Source organism: Nocardiopsis aegyptia (assembly GCF_013410755.1).
In the GTDB taxonomy this organism is placed as follows: Bacteria; Actinomycetota; Actinomycetes; order Streptosporangiales; family Streptosporangiaceae; genus Nocardiopsis; species Nocardiopsis aegyptia.
The window spans coordinates 3,660,785-3,676,313 of sequence record NZ_JACCFS010000001.1 but is presented as its reverse complement, the minus strand read 5'-3'; the positions used below and the strand labels follow the sequence as shown (position 1 = coordinate 3,676,313).

The following is a 15,529-nucleotide window of genomic DNA, read 5'->3' as shown; positions in this document are numbered from 1 at the left end:
GCCGGCGGGGACTCCCTCCAGCGGAGGCCGCGCCGGTCGACGCCGGTTGTCCACAGGCCGGCCACCAGCCCTGGCGGACCCACCCACACCCACGATCCAATGGAAACCGGGGGGACCCCACCCCCCGCAACACCCCCACACCACCCACCATTCACAAACGCACAAACCCGGGCACAAAAAAAGGGGGAGAAGACCAAAAGGCCCTCTCCCCCTTCAACGAAAAACCGTGGCAGCAACCTACTCTCCCACCCCACCACAGGGCAGTACCATCAGCGCAAGGAGACTTAACGACCGGGTTCGGAATGAGACCGGGTGTGACCCTCCCACCATAACCACCACGGAAACCAACACCCACCACACACCACACTCAACCCACCACAACAGCAGGGAGCACAGTCCACGATAGGAAAACCATGTGAACAGTGAAAAATGCGCGAGCAACCAATTATCTGCAGCGGACAAGCCCTCGGCCTATTAGTACCGGTCAGCTCCACCCCTCACAGGGCTTCCACACCCGGCCTATCAACCCCGTCGTCTACAGGGAGCCTTACCCTCTCAAAGGAGGCAGGAGACCTCATCTCGAAGCAAGCTTCCCGCTTAGATGCTTTCAGCGGTTATCCCTCCCGAACGTAGCAAACCAGCCATGCCCTTGGCAGGACAACTGGCACACCAGAGGTTCGTCCGTCCCGGTCCTCTCGTACTAGGGACAGCCCTTCTCAAGTCTCCAACGCGCACAGCGGATAGGGACCGAACTGTCTCACGACGTTCTAAACCCAGCTCGCGTGCCGCTTTAATGGGCGAACAGCCCAACCCTTGGGACCAACTCCAGCCCCAGGATGCGACGAGCCGACATCGAGGTGCCAAACCATCCCGTCGATATGGACTCTTGGGGAAGATCAGCCTGTTATCCCCGGGGTACCTTTTAGCCGTTGAGCGACACCGCTTCCACACGCCGGTGCCGGATCACTAGTCCCAGCTTTCGCTCCTGCTCGACACGTCCGTCTCACAGTCAAGCTCCCTTGTGCACTTACACTCAACACCTGATTACCAACCAGGCTGAGGGAACCTTTGGGCGCCTCCGTTACTCTTTGGGAGGCAACCGCCCCAGTTAAACTACCCACCAGACACTGTCCCCGAACCGGATCACGGTCCAAAGTTAGATGCCCGAAACAGTCAGAGTGGTATTTCACCAACGCCTCCACCGCCACTAGCGTGACAGTCTCACAGGCTCCCACCTATCCTACACAAACCATCCCAAACACCAATGTCAAGCTATAGTGAAGGTCCCGGGGTCTTTCCGTCCTGCTGCGCGAAACGAGCATCTTTACTCGTAGTGCAATTTCACCGGGCCCATGGTTGAGACAGTGGGGAAGTCGTTACGCCATTCGTGCAGGTCGGAACTTACCCGACAAGGAATTTCGCTACCTTAGGATGGTTATAGTTACCACCGCCGTTTACTGGCGCTTAGATTCCCAGCTTCGCAGGCCGAAACCCACTAACCAGTCCTCTTAACGTTCCAGCACCGGGCAGGCGTCAGTCCGTATACAGCGTCTTACGACTTCGCACGGACCTGTGTTTTTAATAAACAGTCGCTTCCCCCCGCTATCTGCGACCCCACCCAGCTCAAGACGCAAAGGTCCATCACCAGACAGGGCTCCCCTTCTCCCAAAGTTACGGGGACAATTTGCCGAGTTCCTTAACCATGGTTCACCCGAACGCCTCGGTATTCTCTACCTGACCACCTGCGTCGGTTTAGGGTACTGGCCACACACGAACTCGCTAGAGGCTTTTCTCGACAGCATGGGATCACTCACTTCACCAAAAACGGCTCGGCATCACGTCTCAACCACATGGTGTGCGGATTTGCCAACACACCGGCCTACACGCTTACCCCCGGACAACCACCGCCGGGTAGAGCTACCCTCCTGCGTCACCCCATCACTTACCTACTACAACATCGGTTCCCAGACCAGCTCAGAGGCCGTCCCCGAAGGGACCACCAAGAGCCGGCGTGGTTAGCATCCGTCGCCTCGATACTGGACGCTCGTGCACGGGTACGGGAATATCAACCCGTTATCCATCGACTACGCCTGTCGGCCTCGCCTTAGGTCCAGACTCACCCTGGGCGGATTAACCTGCCCCAGGAACCCTTAGTCAATCGGCGGCAACGTTTCTCACGTTGCTTTCGCTACTCATGCCTGCATTCTCACTCGCACACCCTCCACCACACGATCACTCGGCAGCTTCCCCGGATGCACGACGCTCCCCTACCAACCCAGAAACAAGTCCTGGGCTTCACAGCTTCGGCGGTGTACTTAAGCCCCGCTACATTATCGGCGCAGAACCACTTGACCAGTGAGCTATTACGCACTCTTTAAAGGATGGCTGCTTCTAAGCCAACCTCCTGGTTGTCTCAGCAACTCCACAACCTTTCCCACTTAGCACACGCTTAGGGGCCTTAGCTGATGATCTGGGCTGTTTCCCTCTCGACTACGAAGCTTATCCCCCGCAGTCTCACTGCCACGCTTCACTTAACCGGCATTCGGAGTTTGTCTGACGTCAGTAACCTTGTCGGGCCCATCAGCCAAACAGTAGCTCTACCTCCAGCAAGAAACACGTGACGCTGCACCTAAATGCATTTCGGGGAGAACCAGCTATCACGGAGTTTGATTGGCCTTTCACCCCTACCCACACCTCATCCCCCAGGTTTTCAACCCTGGTGGGTTCGGGCCTCCACGAGGTCTTACCCCCGCTTCACCCTGGACATGGGTAGATCACTCCGCTTCGGGTCCACAGCATGCGACTCAATCGCCCTATTCAGACTCGGTTTCCCTACGGCTACCCCACACGGGTTAACCTCGCCACACACCATGACTCGCAGGCTCATTCTTCAAAAGGCACGCCATCACCAAAGACAAGCTTCAGCTCTGACGGCTTGACAGCACACGGTTTCAGGTACTATTTCACGACCCCTCACCGGGGCACTTTTCACCTTTCCCTCACGGTACTAGTGCACTATCGGTCATCAGGACGTATTTTGGCTTAGCAGGTGGTCCTGCCAGATTCACACGGAATTTCACGGGCTCCGCGCTACTCGGGAACACACCAACACCTAGCCGGCAACTTCGTCTACGGGACTCTCACCCACTACGGTTCCGCTTCCCAACGGATTCAACTATCACCAGCATCAGCGCTCCGGGCCGACAGACCCGAACAGATGCGCCCCACAACCCCGCACACGCAACGACTGCCGTCTATCACACGCATACGGTTTAGCCTCTTCCCCGTTCGCTCACCACTACTAGGGGAATCACTGTTGTTTACTCTTCCTACGGGTACTGAGATGTTTCACTTCCCCGCGTCACCACCAACCACCCTATACATTCAGGTGGCGGCAACCCGACACAACTCGGGCTAGGTTTCCCCATTCGGACACCCACGGATCAAAGCTCGGTTGACAGCTCCCCGTGGCCTATCGCGGCCTCCCACGTCCTTCATCGGCGCCTGATGCCAAGGCATCCACCGTGTGCCACTATCACTTGGCCACTACAGATAATAAGATGCTCGCGCACACTATTCACAAATCAAAACACCAACCGCACACCCCGACACCACTCACACCAGAAGCAGAAGACCACAAGGGCCCCACCCAGGTTCTGAGAGTTCTCAGAGGCGGTCCGCGGGAAACAACACCGGCCACCAACCCCCTGCAAGAGAGAGCCAGCAGCCAGAGGTTGCTTCCTCAGACACCCAACAGCGCGCCCCCCAACGCTTCTAGTCGTTGGAGGTGAAGTTCGATCTTCTGAAAGCCACTCCCGATCACCAACACCCTCAAGGGGCATCAGGCCGGGTCCACTTTCGAGTCCGACCAACCATAGGAAAGAGTTGGTCTTGTAAAGACTCCTTAGAAAGGAGGTGATCCAGCCGCACCTTCCGGTACGGCTACCTTGTTACGACTTCGTCCCAATCGCCAGCCCCACCTTCACTCATTCCCTCCCCGAAGGGTTAGGCCACAAGTTTCGGGTGTTGCCGACTTTCATGACGTGACGGGCGGTGTGTACAAGGCCCGGGAACGTATTCACCGCGGCGTTGCTGATCCGCGATTACTAGCGACTCCACCTTCATGGGGTCGAGTTGCAGACCCCAATCCGAACTGAGACCGGCTTTTAGGGATTCGCTCCACCTTACGGTATCGCACGCCCATTGTACCGGCCATTGTAGCATGTTTGCAGCCCAAGACATAAGGGGCATGATGACTTGACGTCGTCCCCACCTTCCTCCGAGTTGACCCCGGCAGTCTCCCATGAGTCCCCACCACTACGTGCTGGCAACATGGAATAAGGGTTGCGCTCGTTGCGGGACTTAACCCAACATCTCACGACACGAGCTGACGACAGCCATGCACCACCTGTCACCCACCAACTAAATGACCCCACATCTCTGCAGGTCCACGGGTGATGTCAAACCTTGGTAAGGTTCTTCGCGTTGCGTCGAATTAAGCAACATGCTCCGCCGCTTGTGCGGGCCCCCGTCAATTCCTTTGAGTTTTAGCCTTGCGGCCGTACTCCCCAGGCGGGGCGCTTAATGCGTTAGCTACGGCGCGGAAACCGTGGAAAGTCCCCACACCTAGCGCCCAACGTTTACGGCATGGACTACCAGGGTATCTAATCCTGTTCGCTCCCCATGCTTTCGCTCCTCAGCGTCAGGTAAGGCCCAGAGACCCGCCTTCGCCACCGGTGTTCCTCCTGATATCTGCGCATTTCACCGCTACACCAGGAATTCCAGTCTCCCCTACCTACCTCTAGCATGCCCGTATCCACTGCAGAACCGGAGTTAAGCCCCGGTCTTTCACAGCAGACGCGACACGCCGCCTACGAGCTCTTTACGCCCAATAATTCCGGACAACGCTCGGACCCTACGTATTACCGCGGCTGCTGGCACGTAGTTAGCCGGTCCTTATTCCCCACCTACCGTCAACCCCCAGAGAACTGGGAGCCTGCGTTGGTGGTAAAAGAGGTTTACAACCCGAAGGCCGTCATCCCCCACGCGGCGTCGCTGCGTCAGGCTTTCGCCCATTGCGCAATATTCCCCACTGCTGCCTCCCGCAGGAGTCTGGGCCGTGTCTCAGTCCCAGTGTGGCCGGTCGCCCTCTCAGGCCGGCTACCCGTAATCGCCTTGGTAGGCCTTTACCCCACCAACTAGCTGATAGGCCGCGAGCCCATCCCCGACCGAAAAACTTTCCACCCGCCACCATGAGGTGACAGGTCGTATCCGGTATTAGACGGCGTTTCCACCGCTTATCCCGGAGTCAGGGGCAGGTTGCTCACGTGTTACTCACCCGTTCGCCGCTCGTGTACCCCGAAGGGCCTTACCGCTCGACTTGCATGTGTTAAGCACGCCGCCAGCGTTCGTCCTGAGCCAGGATCAAACTCTCCATAAAGGTCATACAACCCTGACCCGGCCACCCTAGGGGGCCTGGGCGGGTAAACCTAGAAGTAATCCTGACCGACCATCTTCCGATGGCCAATCAAAGGAACCCTTCACACCGAAGTGTGACGGGGCCAAAACAAACATGGCTTAAAGAAAATCAAACACGCGCTGTTGAGTTCTCAAGAAACAACCGCTCATCCCGTACAAGCTGCGAACCCTTTTCGGTTCGTTCGCTCTTCCGTGGAAGGCTGGTCTGCGTTTCCACCGCGTGAGCGGCTTCTTCGCTGTGTTGTGTCTTTACTTTATCAGGTGTTCCGTGCCCCGCCAAATCGGCGGTTTCGGAGCAATTGATCGGGGTAAAGCCCGTTCCGCTTCTCCGACCTGGCGAATTCGCCCGACGTTCGAAGCAACTCCCCGAGCCTACCGGAGCCGAATCAGTGCTCGGACCAGAAGCTCTGCCCACACCCTTTGATCCACATCACGACATGCGCAGCACATCAGAGAAGAACCGAAGGTCTGAAACGCGGAGAGAGTCACCGGCACGCCCACGTGAGTCCGTGTTCGTTTCGCTCGGTGGATGGCCGACCCCTTGCGGTCCTGGACCGGTCGGAGGCGACTCGGAGAACATTACCCTCCGCCCCGCACACCCGCAAACCATCCGAGAGGTGACCTGGGTCACACTAGTTGAGGATCTCTCCCGTGCCCGTTCCCGGCGCCGCGTAGAGCCAGTCGACCTCCAGCTCGACGACCGCGACCGTGGCCGGCGCGTACCGCGTCAGGGTGTCGTCCCCCAGGAAACCGGCCGCCAGTTGGGCGATGGTCGGGTTGTGCCCCACCACCAGCACGGTCTCCGCGCCGGGGTCGAGGCGGTTGATCATCTCCAGGAGCTGGTCCGGACCCGCCGAGTAGACCTCGTCCGCGTAGTCGACTTCGGGGGAGCCCGCGAGACCCAGTTCGTGCAGCACGCCCTTGAGCGTCTGCCTGGTGCGCCTGGACCCGGAGCAGATCACGTGGTCGGGCGCGTACCCGCGCTCCGCCAGCATCCGGCCGACGTTGGCGGCCTGGAGGTGGCCCCTGTCGTTGAGCGGACGGTCGAAGTCTTCCTCGCCGTGGCCGACGTCGGCCTTGGCGTGGCGCATGAGCAACAGCGTCCGCTTCATGACGCGAGGGCCGTTGCTACGAGCGCCAGTGCTCCGATGAACCCCACCATCACTCCCACGATGACGAACAAGCCCTTCATCCCGGTCACCAGGCACCTCCCTCTCGTCGCTCGGTACCGCCGCGGCACGGTCGCCGCCCGCATCGGTGCCCCGACCCAAGGTTAGGTGCGCCCTTCACACCCGGAACAGTGCCCCCTCGCAGCCGTTTCTCACCTCTTCTCGCCAGGGTTCCGAGACCGGTTCCGACTCCCGTGGGCATCGATGGCCCGAACCGGCGCCCGAGCCCGACGCGCGCCCGCACCCCAACCGGCGTCCGAACCCGTTCCCGACCCGACGGGCACCCGAACCCGAAGAGGCCCGCCCCCCGACTCCTGCCGCGCACCCCGCCCGCACCCCGCGCATGACGACGGCCGCCCGGGTGGTTCCCGGACGGCCGCCCACTGCCGCGGAGGAAGGTGGCGCGACCGGAGGACCGGTCCTCACCCCTCCCGAGGCACGTCAGCCCTTGCCGTCTCCGGCCCGGGCCTCCTCCTTGTGGTCCGGCACGTTCTCCTTTTCGTCGCCGTCGGTGTCGCCGTCACCGGACGCCGTCGGCTCCTGGTCCGGGGTCCCCTGGTCGGCGTCCCCGTTCTCGGGCGCGTCCTTGGGCTCGACCTCGCGGTCGATCTCGGCGAGCTCGGTCTCGGTCCCCGCGCCGCGGCGCTTGGACCACAGGACCGCTCCGATGAGCACGCCCACCGCGACCACGCTCACGCCCACGCGCAGCGCGACGTTGTCCGCGTAGATCACCACGCTGGGCGCGACGATGAGCGCGACCAGGTTCATCACCTTCAGGAGGGGGTTGATGGCCGGGCCCGCGGTGTCCTTGAACGGGTCACCGACCGTGTCGCCGATCACCGTGGCCTCGTGGGCCGCGGAGCCCTTGCCACCGTGGTGGCCGTCCTCGACCAGCTTCTTGGCGTTGTCCCAGGCTCCACCGGAGTTGGACAGGAAGACCGCCATGAGCACACCGGCGGCGATGGCACCGCCGAGGAACGCGCCGAGCGGCGCGTAGCCCAGGGCGAAGCCGACCGCGATCGGTGCGAGCACGGCCAGGAGGCCGGGCGTGACCAGCTCGCGCAGCGAGTCCTTCGTGCAGATGTCGACGACCCGGGCGTACTCCGGCTTCTCCGTGCCGTCCATGATCCCCGGACGGGTCCGGAACTGGTTGCGCACCTCCAGCACGACCCGGCCGGCCGCGCGGCCGACGGCCATGATGGCCAGTCCGGAGAAGAAGAACACGACGCTGGCGCCGATGATCACGCCGACGAGCACATCCGGCTGGTCGATGGACAGGGAGAAGGCCTCCGCGTCGCCGAGTTGTTCCTGCACCGACGTGCGGAACGCCCCGAACAGCGCGGTGGCCGCCAGCACGGCCGTCGCGATCGCGATGCCCTTGGTGATCGCCTTGGTCGTGTTGCCGACGGCGTCCAGGCCGGTGAGGATCTCCGCGCCCGGGCCCTCGACGTCACCCGACATCTCGGCGATGCCCTGGGCGTTGTCCGAGACCGGCCCGAAGGTGTCCATGGCCACGATGATGCCGACCGTGGTGAGCAGCCCCGTGCCGGCGAGCGCCACGGCGAACAGGCTCAGGGTGATCGAGCCGCCGCCCAGCAGGAAGGCGGCGTAGACGGCACCCGCGATGAGGAGGGCGGAGTAGACCGCCGACTCCAGGCCCACGGAGATGCCGGAGAGGATGACGGTCGCCGCGCCGGTCTCCGAGCTCTCACCGATGTCCTTCACGGGACGACGGTCGGTCTCGGTGAAGTACCCGGTGAGCATCTGGATCGCCGCGGCGAGCACGAGGCCGATGAGGACGGCGGCCACCGCGATGATGCGCGGGTCGGGGTCGTTGCCGGCCGCCTCGATCTCCGCGAGCACCTGCGGGCTGACGCCGGACAGCTCCTCGAAGCTGCCGGGCAGGTACCAGAAGGAGGTGGCGATGACGAGCACGGCGGAGATCGCCGCGGAGATGAAGAACCCGCGGTTGATCGCGGTCATCGCGGTCCTGTCCCCCGGGCGGGGCGCGACGATGAAGATGCCGATCATGGCGGTGATGATGCCGATCATCGGGACCAGGAGCGGGAACACGAGGCCCTCGGTACCGAAGGCCACGCGGCCCAGGATCAGGGAGGCCACGAGCACGACCGCGTAGGACTCGAAGAGGTCCGCCGCCATGCCCGCGCAGTCGCCCACGTTGTCACCGACGTTGTCGGCGATGGTGGCGGCGTTGCGGGGGTCGTCCTCGGGGATGCCCTGCTCGACCTTCCCGACGAGGTCGGCGCCCACGTCGGCGGCCTTGGTGAAGATGCCGCCGCCCACACGCATGAACATGGCGAGCAGCGCGGCACCGAAGCCGAGGCCCTCCAGCACGATGGGCGCGTCGCCGCGGTAGAGCATGACCACGACGGCGGCGCCGAACAGGCCGAGTCCGACGGTGATCATGCCCGCCACGCCGCCGGTGCGGAAGGCGATCCGCATCGCGGTGTGCCCGGCGGCGGCGTCGCCGCCCCGCGCCGCGGCCGCGACCCTGACGTTGCCGCGCACGGCCAGCCACATCCCGATGAAGCCGGTCGCCGCCGACAGCAGCGCGCCGAGGGCGAAGAACACCGATCGGCCGATGGCGATGGCCCAGGAGTCCGCGGGGAGCAGGAGGAGCAGGAGCGGGATGAGGACGACGAAGACCGCGAGGGTGCGGAACTGTCGTTTCAGGTAGGCCGCCGCTCCTTCCTGTACCGCGAACGCGATGTTGCGCATTCGCTCTGTGCCCTGCCCTGCGGCGAGGACCTCACGTACCAGCATCCCCGCGACGGCGAGGGCCAGGAGCGCCACCACCATGACGATGATGACGAGTGTGAAGTCGCTGCCTTCCAGTGCTAGGGCCGTGCCGCTTTCCGCGGCGAGGTTGAGCCCAGACAATCCGTCCTCCTTGCGACGGGCACGACCGTTTCGGCCCCGTCCTCGGACACGCCGGGAACGGTTCACCCCGTGGGTGCCGGTCCCGCGTGCGGCCGTGGACGTACCGCCGTCCGGAAGGTGCCTGAGCTGGCCCGACGGCACGCTTGGCGGGGTCGAAGCGGTGCCACCTTTGGTTGTGGAGCGCCCCACCCGCGCTTTCCGCGCACGGGCGGTGGTCCGGGGATTCTACGCACCGTGCGAAATAAAGGTGAGAGCCGATTCAGCATTTCCCCAAGAGAGATCAAAGATGTGATCACTTGGTGATCTAGGGAAGCGGATAAATGCCTTTATCGATGACATTCGGCTTTTTATGTTTCTCATAATGCCGTAATACGATGTTAACGTTAAAGGCCTTATTTCGGCACAGAGATACTGATCGGCCCCAGACGGCAGCAGAACGCATCAGAGCACGCGTCGGCCGGGTGCCGGCACCGGCACCGCCGGTCCGTATCAGGGTCCGAGCCCTCCGCAAACGTCCCCCCGCGCCGCACACCCATCGGCTGCTCACGCATCCGCCACGCACGTCGGCCGTACACGCATCCGCCGCACACGCACCAGCGGACCCGCGAGTACCGCGCGACGTCCCAGACCTCGCCCGATGCGGTCCTGCTCAGGAACGTGCGCCGACCGTGGCCGCCGCCCGCTACGCGCCGCGCAGCCGCATCCCCGACGGATCGATCCCGTCACCGGGGCGGGCCCGGCCGGCGTCCAGGTCGTCGGCCAGCGCACGGGCGAAGACCGCCACACCCGCCACGTCGACACCGTGCGGCGCACGCGGCCCGAAGACTTCCACGCGGTCCGCTCCGCGCCGGAGCAGCCGCGCCGCGCCCACCGTGTTGCCCCGCTGGGCGTGGGTCACTCCCACGGCCGTCTGGGCGAGCCCGCGCCACAGTTCCCGCTCGGGTTCGGGGGAGGACTTCCACACGGCTTCGAGGACTTCGTGGGCGGTGAAAGCGTACCCCGAGTCGAGCAGCCGCTGGGCCTCTTCCAGACCTTCCTCGGCGGTGAACTCGGCGTCGTCCGGGACCCGCTCGACCTCGCCCCGGCTGCCGTGCGGCAGCGGACGACCGTACCGGTCCCGGGGGCGCTGGTTCTGCGCGCGTCCGGACACGTCGCGGTCCCTGCCGTCGCCCTGTCCTGGGCCGTCTCCGGTCACCGATGCCGTCGCCATCGCTCCACCACCCTCTCCTCAGCGCTCACCACGGGTCCCGTCCACGTCCGCCAGCCACTCCACGAGCGCGCCGGAGACCTCTTCGGGCCGTTCCTCGTGCGGGAAGTGCCCCGCACCCGCGACCTGCCTCCAACGGTACGGCCCGTCGACGAGGCGGCGCGCGACGCGTGCGGCCTCGGCGGAACAGGCCTGGTCGAGGGCGCCGTGCAGCTGGAGGACGGGCACCCGGACGGGGGCGCGCATCCGGGCGGCGTAGCGGGCCCCGTCGGGGCGCCAGCGGGACCGGAAGATCCAGCGGTGGTACTCCAGGGAGCAGTGGGAGACCTTCGGGATCGCGAACGCCCTGCGGTAGCGCTCCTCGGCCTCCTCGTCGGGCCATCCGGGACCGCTCCACTGGCGGATCAGGTCGCCGACGCGCACGCAGCCGTCGGCCAGGAGGCGGTGCTCGGGCAGGACCGGCACCTGCGCCCTGAGCATGTGGCGGACGCCGGGGCCGCCGGAGGCCGCCAGTCGTGCCGCACGCGCGGGGTGCGGCGCCGCCACGGTCGCGAGGGCGCGGACGGCACGCGGGTGGTAGGCCGTCATGGTCCAGCCGATGACGCCGCCCAGGCCGTGCCCGACCACGACCGCCTCGGCCTCACCGAGGGAGCGCACGAGCCCGGCGGCGTCCTGGGCGAGTGTGACCATGTCATAGCCGCGCGGGGGCTTGTCGCTGGCCCCGTAGCCGCGCAGGTCGACGGCGGCCGCGCGGTATCCCGCGGCGGCGAGGGCGATGATCTGTGACCGCCATGCCCACCAGAACTGCGGGAATCCGTGCAGCAGCAGTACGAGCGGTCCCTCGCCGGCCTCGGCCACGTGGAACCGCGTACCCGCCGCGCTGACGACGCGGTGGGTCCAGGGGCCGTCGACGTAGGCGGCGGAGTCGTCCAACACCTCGCGGTACTAGGCGGCGGAGTCGGAGGAGGCGGGTGCCTGTCCGGTGTCGGCCGGAACCACGGAGCGCTCGCCCTTGGGCGGGCGGATCTCTCCGCGCAGGATCGCCACGAGCCGGGACGAGGTCTGGGCCGTGCGGGCGAGTCCCTGGCGCCGGCGGAAGTTGATCAGCGCGACGAGGACGAAGGCGACGGCGACGAGCAGGTAGAAGAGCGTGACGATGCCGAACGCGCCCCAGAGCGGGAGGTCGAAGATCTCCCAGAGTCCGAGCCCGATGGTCACCGACAGCAGGATCACGAAGAGGTGGAGGATCACGCCCGCGGCGAGGAACTCGCCGATGCCCTTGCCGATCTTGACGGCGTCGGCCTTGGCCTCCAGCTTGGCGAGCTTGAGCTCCAGGCGCACCAGCCGCGAGAGGTTGTCGGTGGCGTCGGAGACCAGTTCACCGATGGAACGGTCGGTGCCGCTGGGAGCGCCAGGTTCACCGGCACCCGGCTTGTCCACCATCGTGGGGGTTCCCTTCTCTCGGTCCGAACACGCGGATGATCCTCCGCATCCTCGCACATGCCCCACCTCGCGGGCCTCACACGGCACGCACAACTCCGGTGTTCCGTTCGGTCACACCCGTGCGTGGACGGCGGTGTCCCGGTCCGCGGGGACCGGGACACCGCCGCGCGCCGTGGACGCGGCCCCGCCGGGAGTCCCACCGGGGCCGCCGCTCACTCGCCCGTCGAGGCGGAGGGCAGCTGCTTGGCGATCACGTCCATGATCGAGGAGTCGGTGAGCGTGGAGGTGTCACCGACCGCCCGGTTCTCGGCGATGTCGCGCAGCAGGCGGCGCATGATCTTGCCCGAGCGGGTCTTGGGCAGCTCCGGCACGGCCAGCAGGCGGGCCGGCTTGGCGATGGGCCCGAGCGAGGTGCCGACGTGGTTGCGCAGCTCCTGGACGAGGTCCTCGGGGACTTCCTCCCCTCCACCTCGCAGGATGACGAAGCCGACGATGGCCTGGCCGGTCACCTTGTCGGCGGCGCCCACGACCGCGGCCTCCGCCACCCGGGGGTGGGAGACCAGCGCGGACTCGACCTCGGTGGTGGAGATGTTGTGGCCGGAGATGAGCATGACGTCGTCCACGCGGCCGAGCAGCCACAGGTCGCCGTCCTCGTCCTTCTTGGCACCGTCGCCGGGGAAGTACAGGCCCTCGAAGCGCGACCAGTAGGTGTCCTTGTAGCGCTCCGGGTCGCCCCAGATGCCGCGGAGCATGGACGGCCACGGCTCGCGGATCACGATGAAGCCGCCGTCGCCGTCGGGCACGGACGCGCCGTTCTCGTCGACGACGTCGGCCACGATGCCGGGGACGGCCCGCATCGCGGCGCCCGGCTTGCCGGAGGTCACGCCCGGCAGGGGGCTGACCATGATGGCGCCGGTCTCGGTCTGCCACCAGGTGTCGACCACGGGCGTGCTGCCGCCGCCGATGTTCTCCCGGTACCAGACGTAGGCCTCGGGGTTGATGGGCTCGCCGACCGACCCGATCACGCGGAGGCTGGACAGGTCGTACTTCGCGGGGATCTCGTCGCCCCACTTCATGAAGGTGCGGATCGCCGTGGGCGCCATGTAGGCGATGGTGACCTTGTACTTCTCGATGATCTCCCAGAAGCGCCCGCGGTGCGGGGTGTCCGGGGTGCCCTCGTACATGACGACGGTGGCGGCGTTGGAGAGGGGTCCGTAGACGATGTAGGAGTGCCCGGTCACCCAGCCGATGTCGGCGGCGCACCAGTAGACGTCCGTCTCGGGCTTGAGGTCGAACACCGCCCAGTGGGTGTAGGAGACCTGGGTGAGGTAGCCGCCCGTGGTGTGCAGGATGCCCTTGGGCTTGGCCGTGGTACCGCTGGTGTACATGATGTACAGCGGGTGCTCGGCGTCGTGGGCCTCGGGCGTGTGCTCGGTGCTCTGGGTCTCGACGACCTCGTGCCACCACACGTCGCGGTCGGTCCACTCCACGTCCTGGCCGGTGCGGCGGACGACGAGGACCTTCTCGACGGCGGGGCGGTCGGCGACGGCGCCGTCCACGGCGGGCTTGAGCGCGCTGGCCTTGCCGCGCCGGTAGCCGCCGTCCGCGGTGATGACGAGCTTGGCCTGGCTGTCGTCCAGGCGGGAGCCGAGCGCGTCGACGGAGAACCCGCCGAAGACGACCATGTGGACGGCGCCGATGCGCGCGCAGGCGAGCATCGCGACGACCGTCTCGGGGATCATCGGCATGTAGATCGCGACACGGTCGCCCTTGGCCACGCCGAGCTGCGTCAGGGCGTTGGCCGCCTGGGAGACCATGTCCTTGAGCTGGGCGTAGGTGATCGTGCGGGTGTCGCCCGGCTCGCCCTCCCACTGGAGGGCGACCCGCTCGCCCAGCCCGGCGTCGACGTGCCGGTCCACGCAGTTGACCGAGGCGTTGATCCGACCGCCGTCGAACCACGTGGCGAACGGCGGGTTCCAGTCCAGGACGGTGTCCCAGGGCTGCTCCCACTGGAGACGTCGGGCCTGCTCCTCCCAGAAGCCGAGACGGTCCGCTGCGGCGGCCTCGTAGGCGTCGGCCTTGACGTTGGCGTCGGCCGCGAGTGCCGCGGGGGGCGGGTAGCTGCGGGTCTCGTGGAGAAGGTTGGACAGTGTCTCCTGGCTCGGGGGAGTGCTGTCAGCCACTGTGATTCTCCTTACGTTGGCGATTGACACCCAATTAATCATGTGGTCCAGACCGCGTGAACAGCTGGGCGCCGCTCCAGCGGCGGGGACCTCCGGGCGCGCGACGAACGGACGGCGAACGGTCGGCGACCCGCGACGAGCGGTCGGCCCCGACCTGGTCGGGAGCTCGGCGGAGTCGGTGTCGGCTCTCCCGGTTACCGGCGCGTAGTGTTGTTCTCCGTGAGCGAACCGACTTCTGACTCCCTGCCCGACCCGCTGGCGCGGATCGCCGGACTGCCCGGTGTGAGCGACGCGGTCGCCGAGACCCGTGCCCTGGTCGACAAGCTCCTGGGCCACCGCATCCTGCGTCGCCGCAGCAGCGACGTGTCGATGGAGTCCTCCCTGCGCGGCGCCTGCGCGTCGGCGGCGCTGGAGGGCGCCGAGGTCTCGATGGACGAGATCCGGGACGGGCACGTGTACGACACCCGGATCAAGGGCGCGCTCCGCGTGTCCAGTGAGCTGGGGACGCTGGTGGACACCTGGCCCAAGGCGCCGCGGCAGGCGCTGGCCCGGATGCACACCCTGGTGGCGGCCGACGCGGTGGCGGGTGACGCCCTGGGCCGTCCGCGGATGGCGGGCGAACGCGTCGAGGACCCGTTGGAACTGGGCCCCGCGCCGGAGCCGGCCGTGGCACTGGCCCGGCTGGAGGGCCTGTACGCGCTGCTGGGCGCCCGGACGTCGGTGCCCGCGCTGGTGACGTCGGCGCTGGTGCACGGCGAGCTGATGTCGATCCGCCCGTTCGGATGGGGCGACGGCCTGGTGGCGCGCGCGGCGGAGCGGTTGACGCTGGTGGAGCGGGGCCTGGACCCCAAGTCGCTGGTGACCTCGGAACTCGGGCACCAGACGCTGAAGGACGAGTACGCTCCGGCGCTGCGCGGGTACATGGGCGGCACTCCCGAGGGGGTGGCGGCGTGGGTGGTGTACTGCTGCCGCGCCGTGCGGGCCGGCGCACAGGACTCCCTTGCCACGTGTGAGGCGCTCAAACGCGGCTGAGCGTCGCGGCGCACATCCGACGGAAAGGCGCCGAGTTCGGAAACTGGTTAAATTACCAACCAGTAGTCAGCGCGAATGATACCGGTTCGGTCACGCTCTTCCATCGGCGAATGTTT

At 65.7% G+C, this 15,529-nt stretch carries 7 protein-coding genes and 3 rRNA genes; 1 reads left to right on the top strand and 9 read right to left on the bottom strand.

Annotated features, from left to right (window positions below; genetic code table 11):
- Window positions 1-224: 224 nt before the first annotated feature.
- The 9 genes from rrf to acs form a co-directional block, all read right to left on the bottom strand.
- Window positions 225-340: ribosomal RNA gene (gene rrf, locus HNR10_RS16545) — 5S ribosomal RNA — on the bottom strand.
- Window positions 341-453: 113 nt separating this feature from the next.
- A 23S ribosomal RNA gene (locus tag HNR10_RS16540) occupies window positions 454-3,546 on the bottom strand.
- A 362-nt stretch (window positions 3,547-3,908) separates the two neighbouring features.
- Window positions 3,909-5,440, bottom strand: a 16S ribosomal RNA gene (locus tag HNR10_RS16535).
- The 16S, 23S and 5S rRNA genes sit together here, the layout of an rRNA operon.
- Before the next feature lie 670 nt (window positions 5,441-6,110).
- On the bottom strand, window positions 6,111-6,590 hold the full coding sequence (locus HNR10_RS16530) for a SixA phosphatase family protein (protein WP_179824582.1): 480 nt from the start codon (window positions 6,588-6,590) through the stop codon (window positions 6,111-6,113).
- Window positions 6,591-7,088: 498 nt separating this feature from the next.
- On the bottom strand, window positions 7,089-9,548 hold the full coding sequence (locus tag HNR10_RS16525) for a sodium-translocating pyrophosphatase (protein WP_179824580.1): 2,460 nt from the start codon (window positions 9,546-9,548) through the stop codon (window positions 7,089-7,091).
- A 682-nt stretch (window positions 9,549-10,230) separates the two neighbouring features.
- Complete coding sequence (locus HNR10_RS16520) at window positions 10,231-10,758, bottom strand: DUF309 domain-containing protein (RefSeq protein ID WP_179824578.1); 528 nt, start codon at window positions 10,756-10,758, stop codon at window positions 10,231-10,233.
- Window positions 10,759-10,776: 18 nt separating this feature from the next.
- The gene (locus HNR10_RS16515) at window positions 10,777-11,691 is read right to left on the bottom strand and encodes an alpha/beta fold hydrolase (protein ID WP_179824576.1); all 915 of its coding nucleotides are present in this window, start codon (window positions 11,689-11,691) and stop codon (window positions 10,777-10,779) included.
- A 9-nt stretch (window positions 11,692-11,700) separates the two neighbouring features.
- The gene (locus HNR10_RS16510; RefSeq protein ID WP_179824574.1) at window positions 11,701-12,198 is read right to left on the bottom strand and encodes a phage holin family protein; all 498 of its coding nucleotides are present in this window, start codon (window positions 12,196-12,198) and stop codon (window positions 11,701-11,703) included.
- A 212-nt stretch (window positions 12,199-12,410) separates the two neighbouring features.
- Complete coding sequence (gene acs, locus HNR10_RS16505; RefSeq protein ID WP_179824572.1) at window positions 12,411-14,381, bottom strand: acetate--CoA ligase; 1,971 nt, start codon at window positions 14,379-14,381, stop codon at window positions 12,411-12,413.
- A 219-nt stretch (window positions 14,382-14,600) separates the two neighbouring features.
- Here acs and HNR10_RS16500 point away from each other — a divergent pair, with 219 nt between their 5' ends.
- Window positions 14,601-15,413, top strand: a complete 813-nt coding sequence (locus HNR10_RS16500; protein ID WP_179824570.1) for a Fic family protein — start codon at window positions 14,601-14,603, stop codon at window positions 15,411-15,413.
- Window positions 15,414-15,529 lie beyond the last annotated feature (116 nt).

Excerpts from the sequence above, each read along its gene's own strand:
- HNR10_RS16520 (WP_179824578.1), bottom strand. The coding sequence starts at position 10,758 with ATGGCGACGGCATCGGTGACCGGAGACGGCCCAGGACAGGGCGACGGC.
- HNR10_RS16530 (WP_179824582.1), bottom strand. The coding sequence starts at position 6,590 with ATGAAGCGGACGCTGTTGCTCATGCGCCACGCCAAGGCCGACGTCGGC.
- HNR10_RS16510 (WP_179824574.1), bottom strand. The coding sequence starts at position 12,198 with ATGGTGGACAAGCCGGGTGCCGGTGAACCTGGCGCTCCCAGCGGCACC.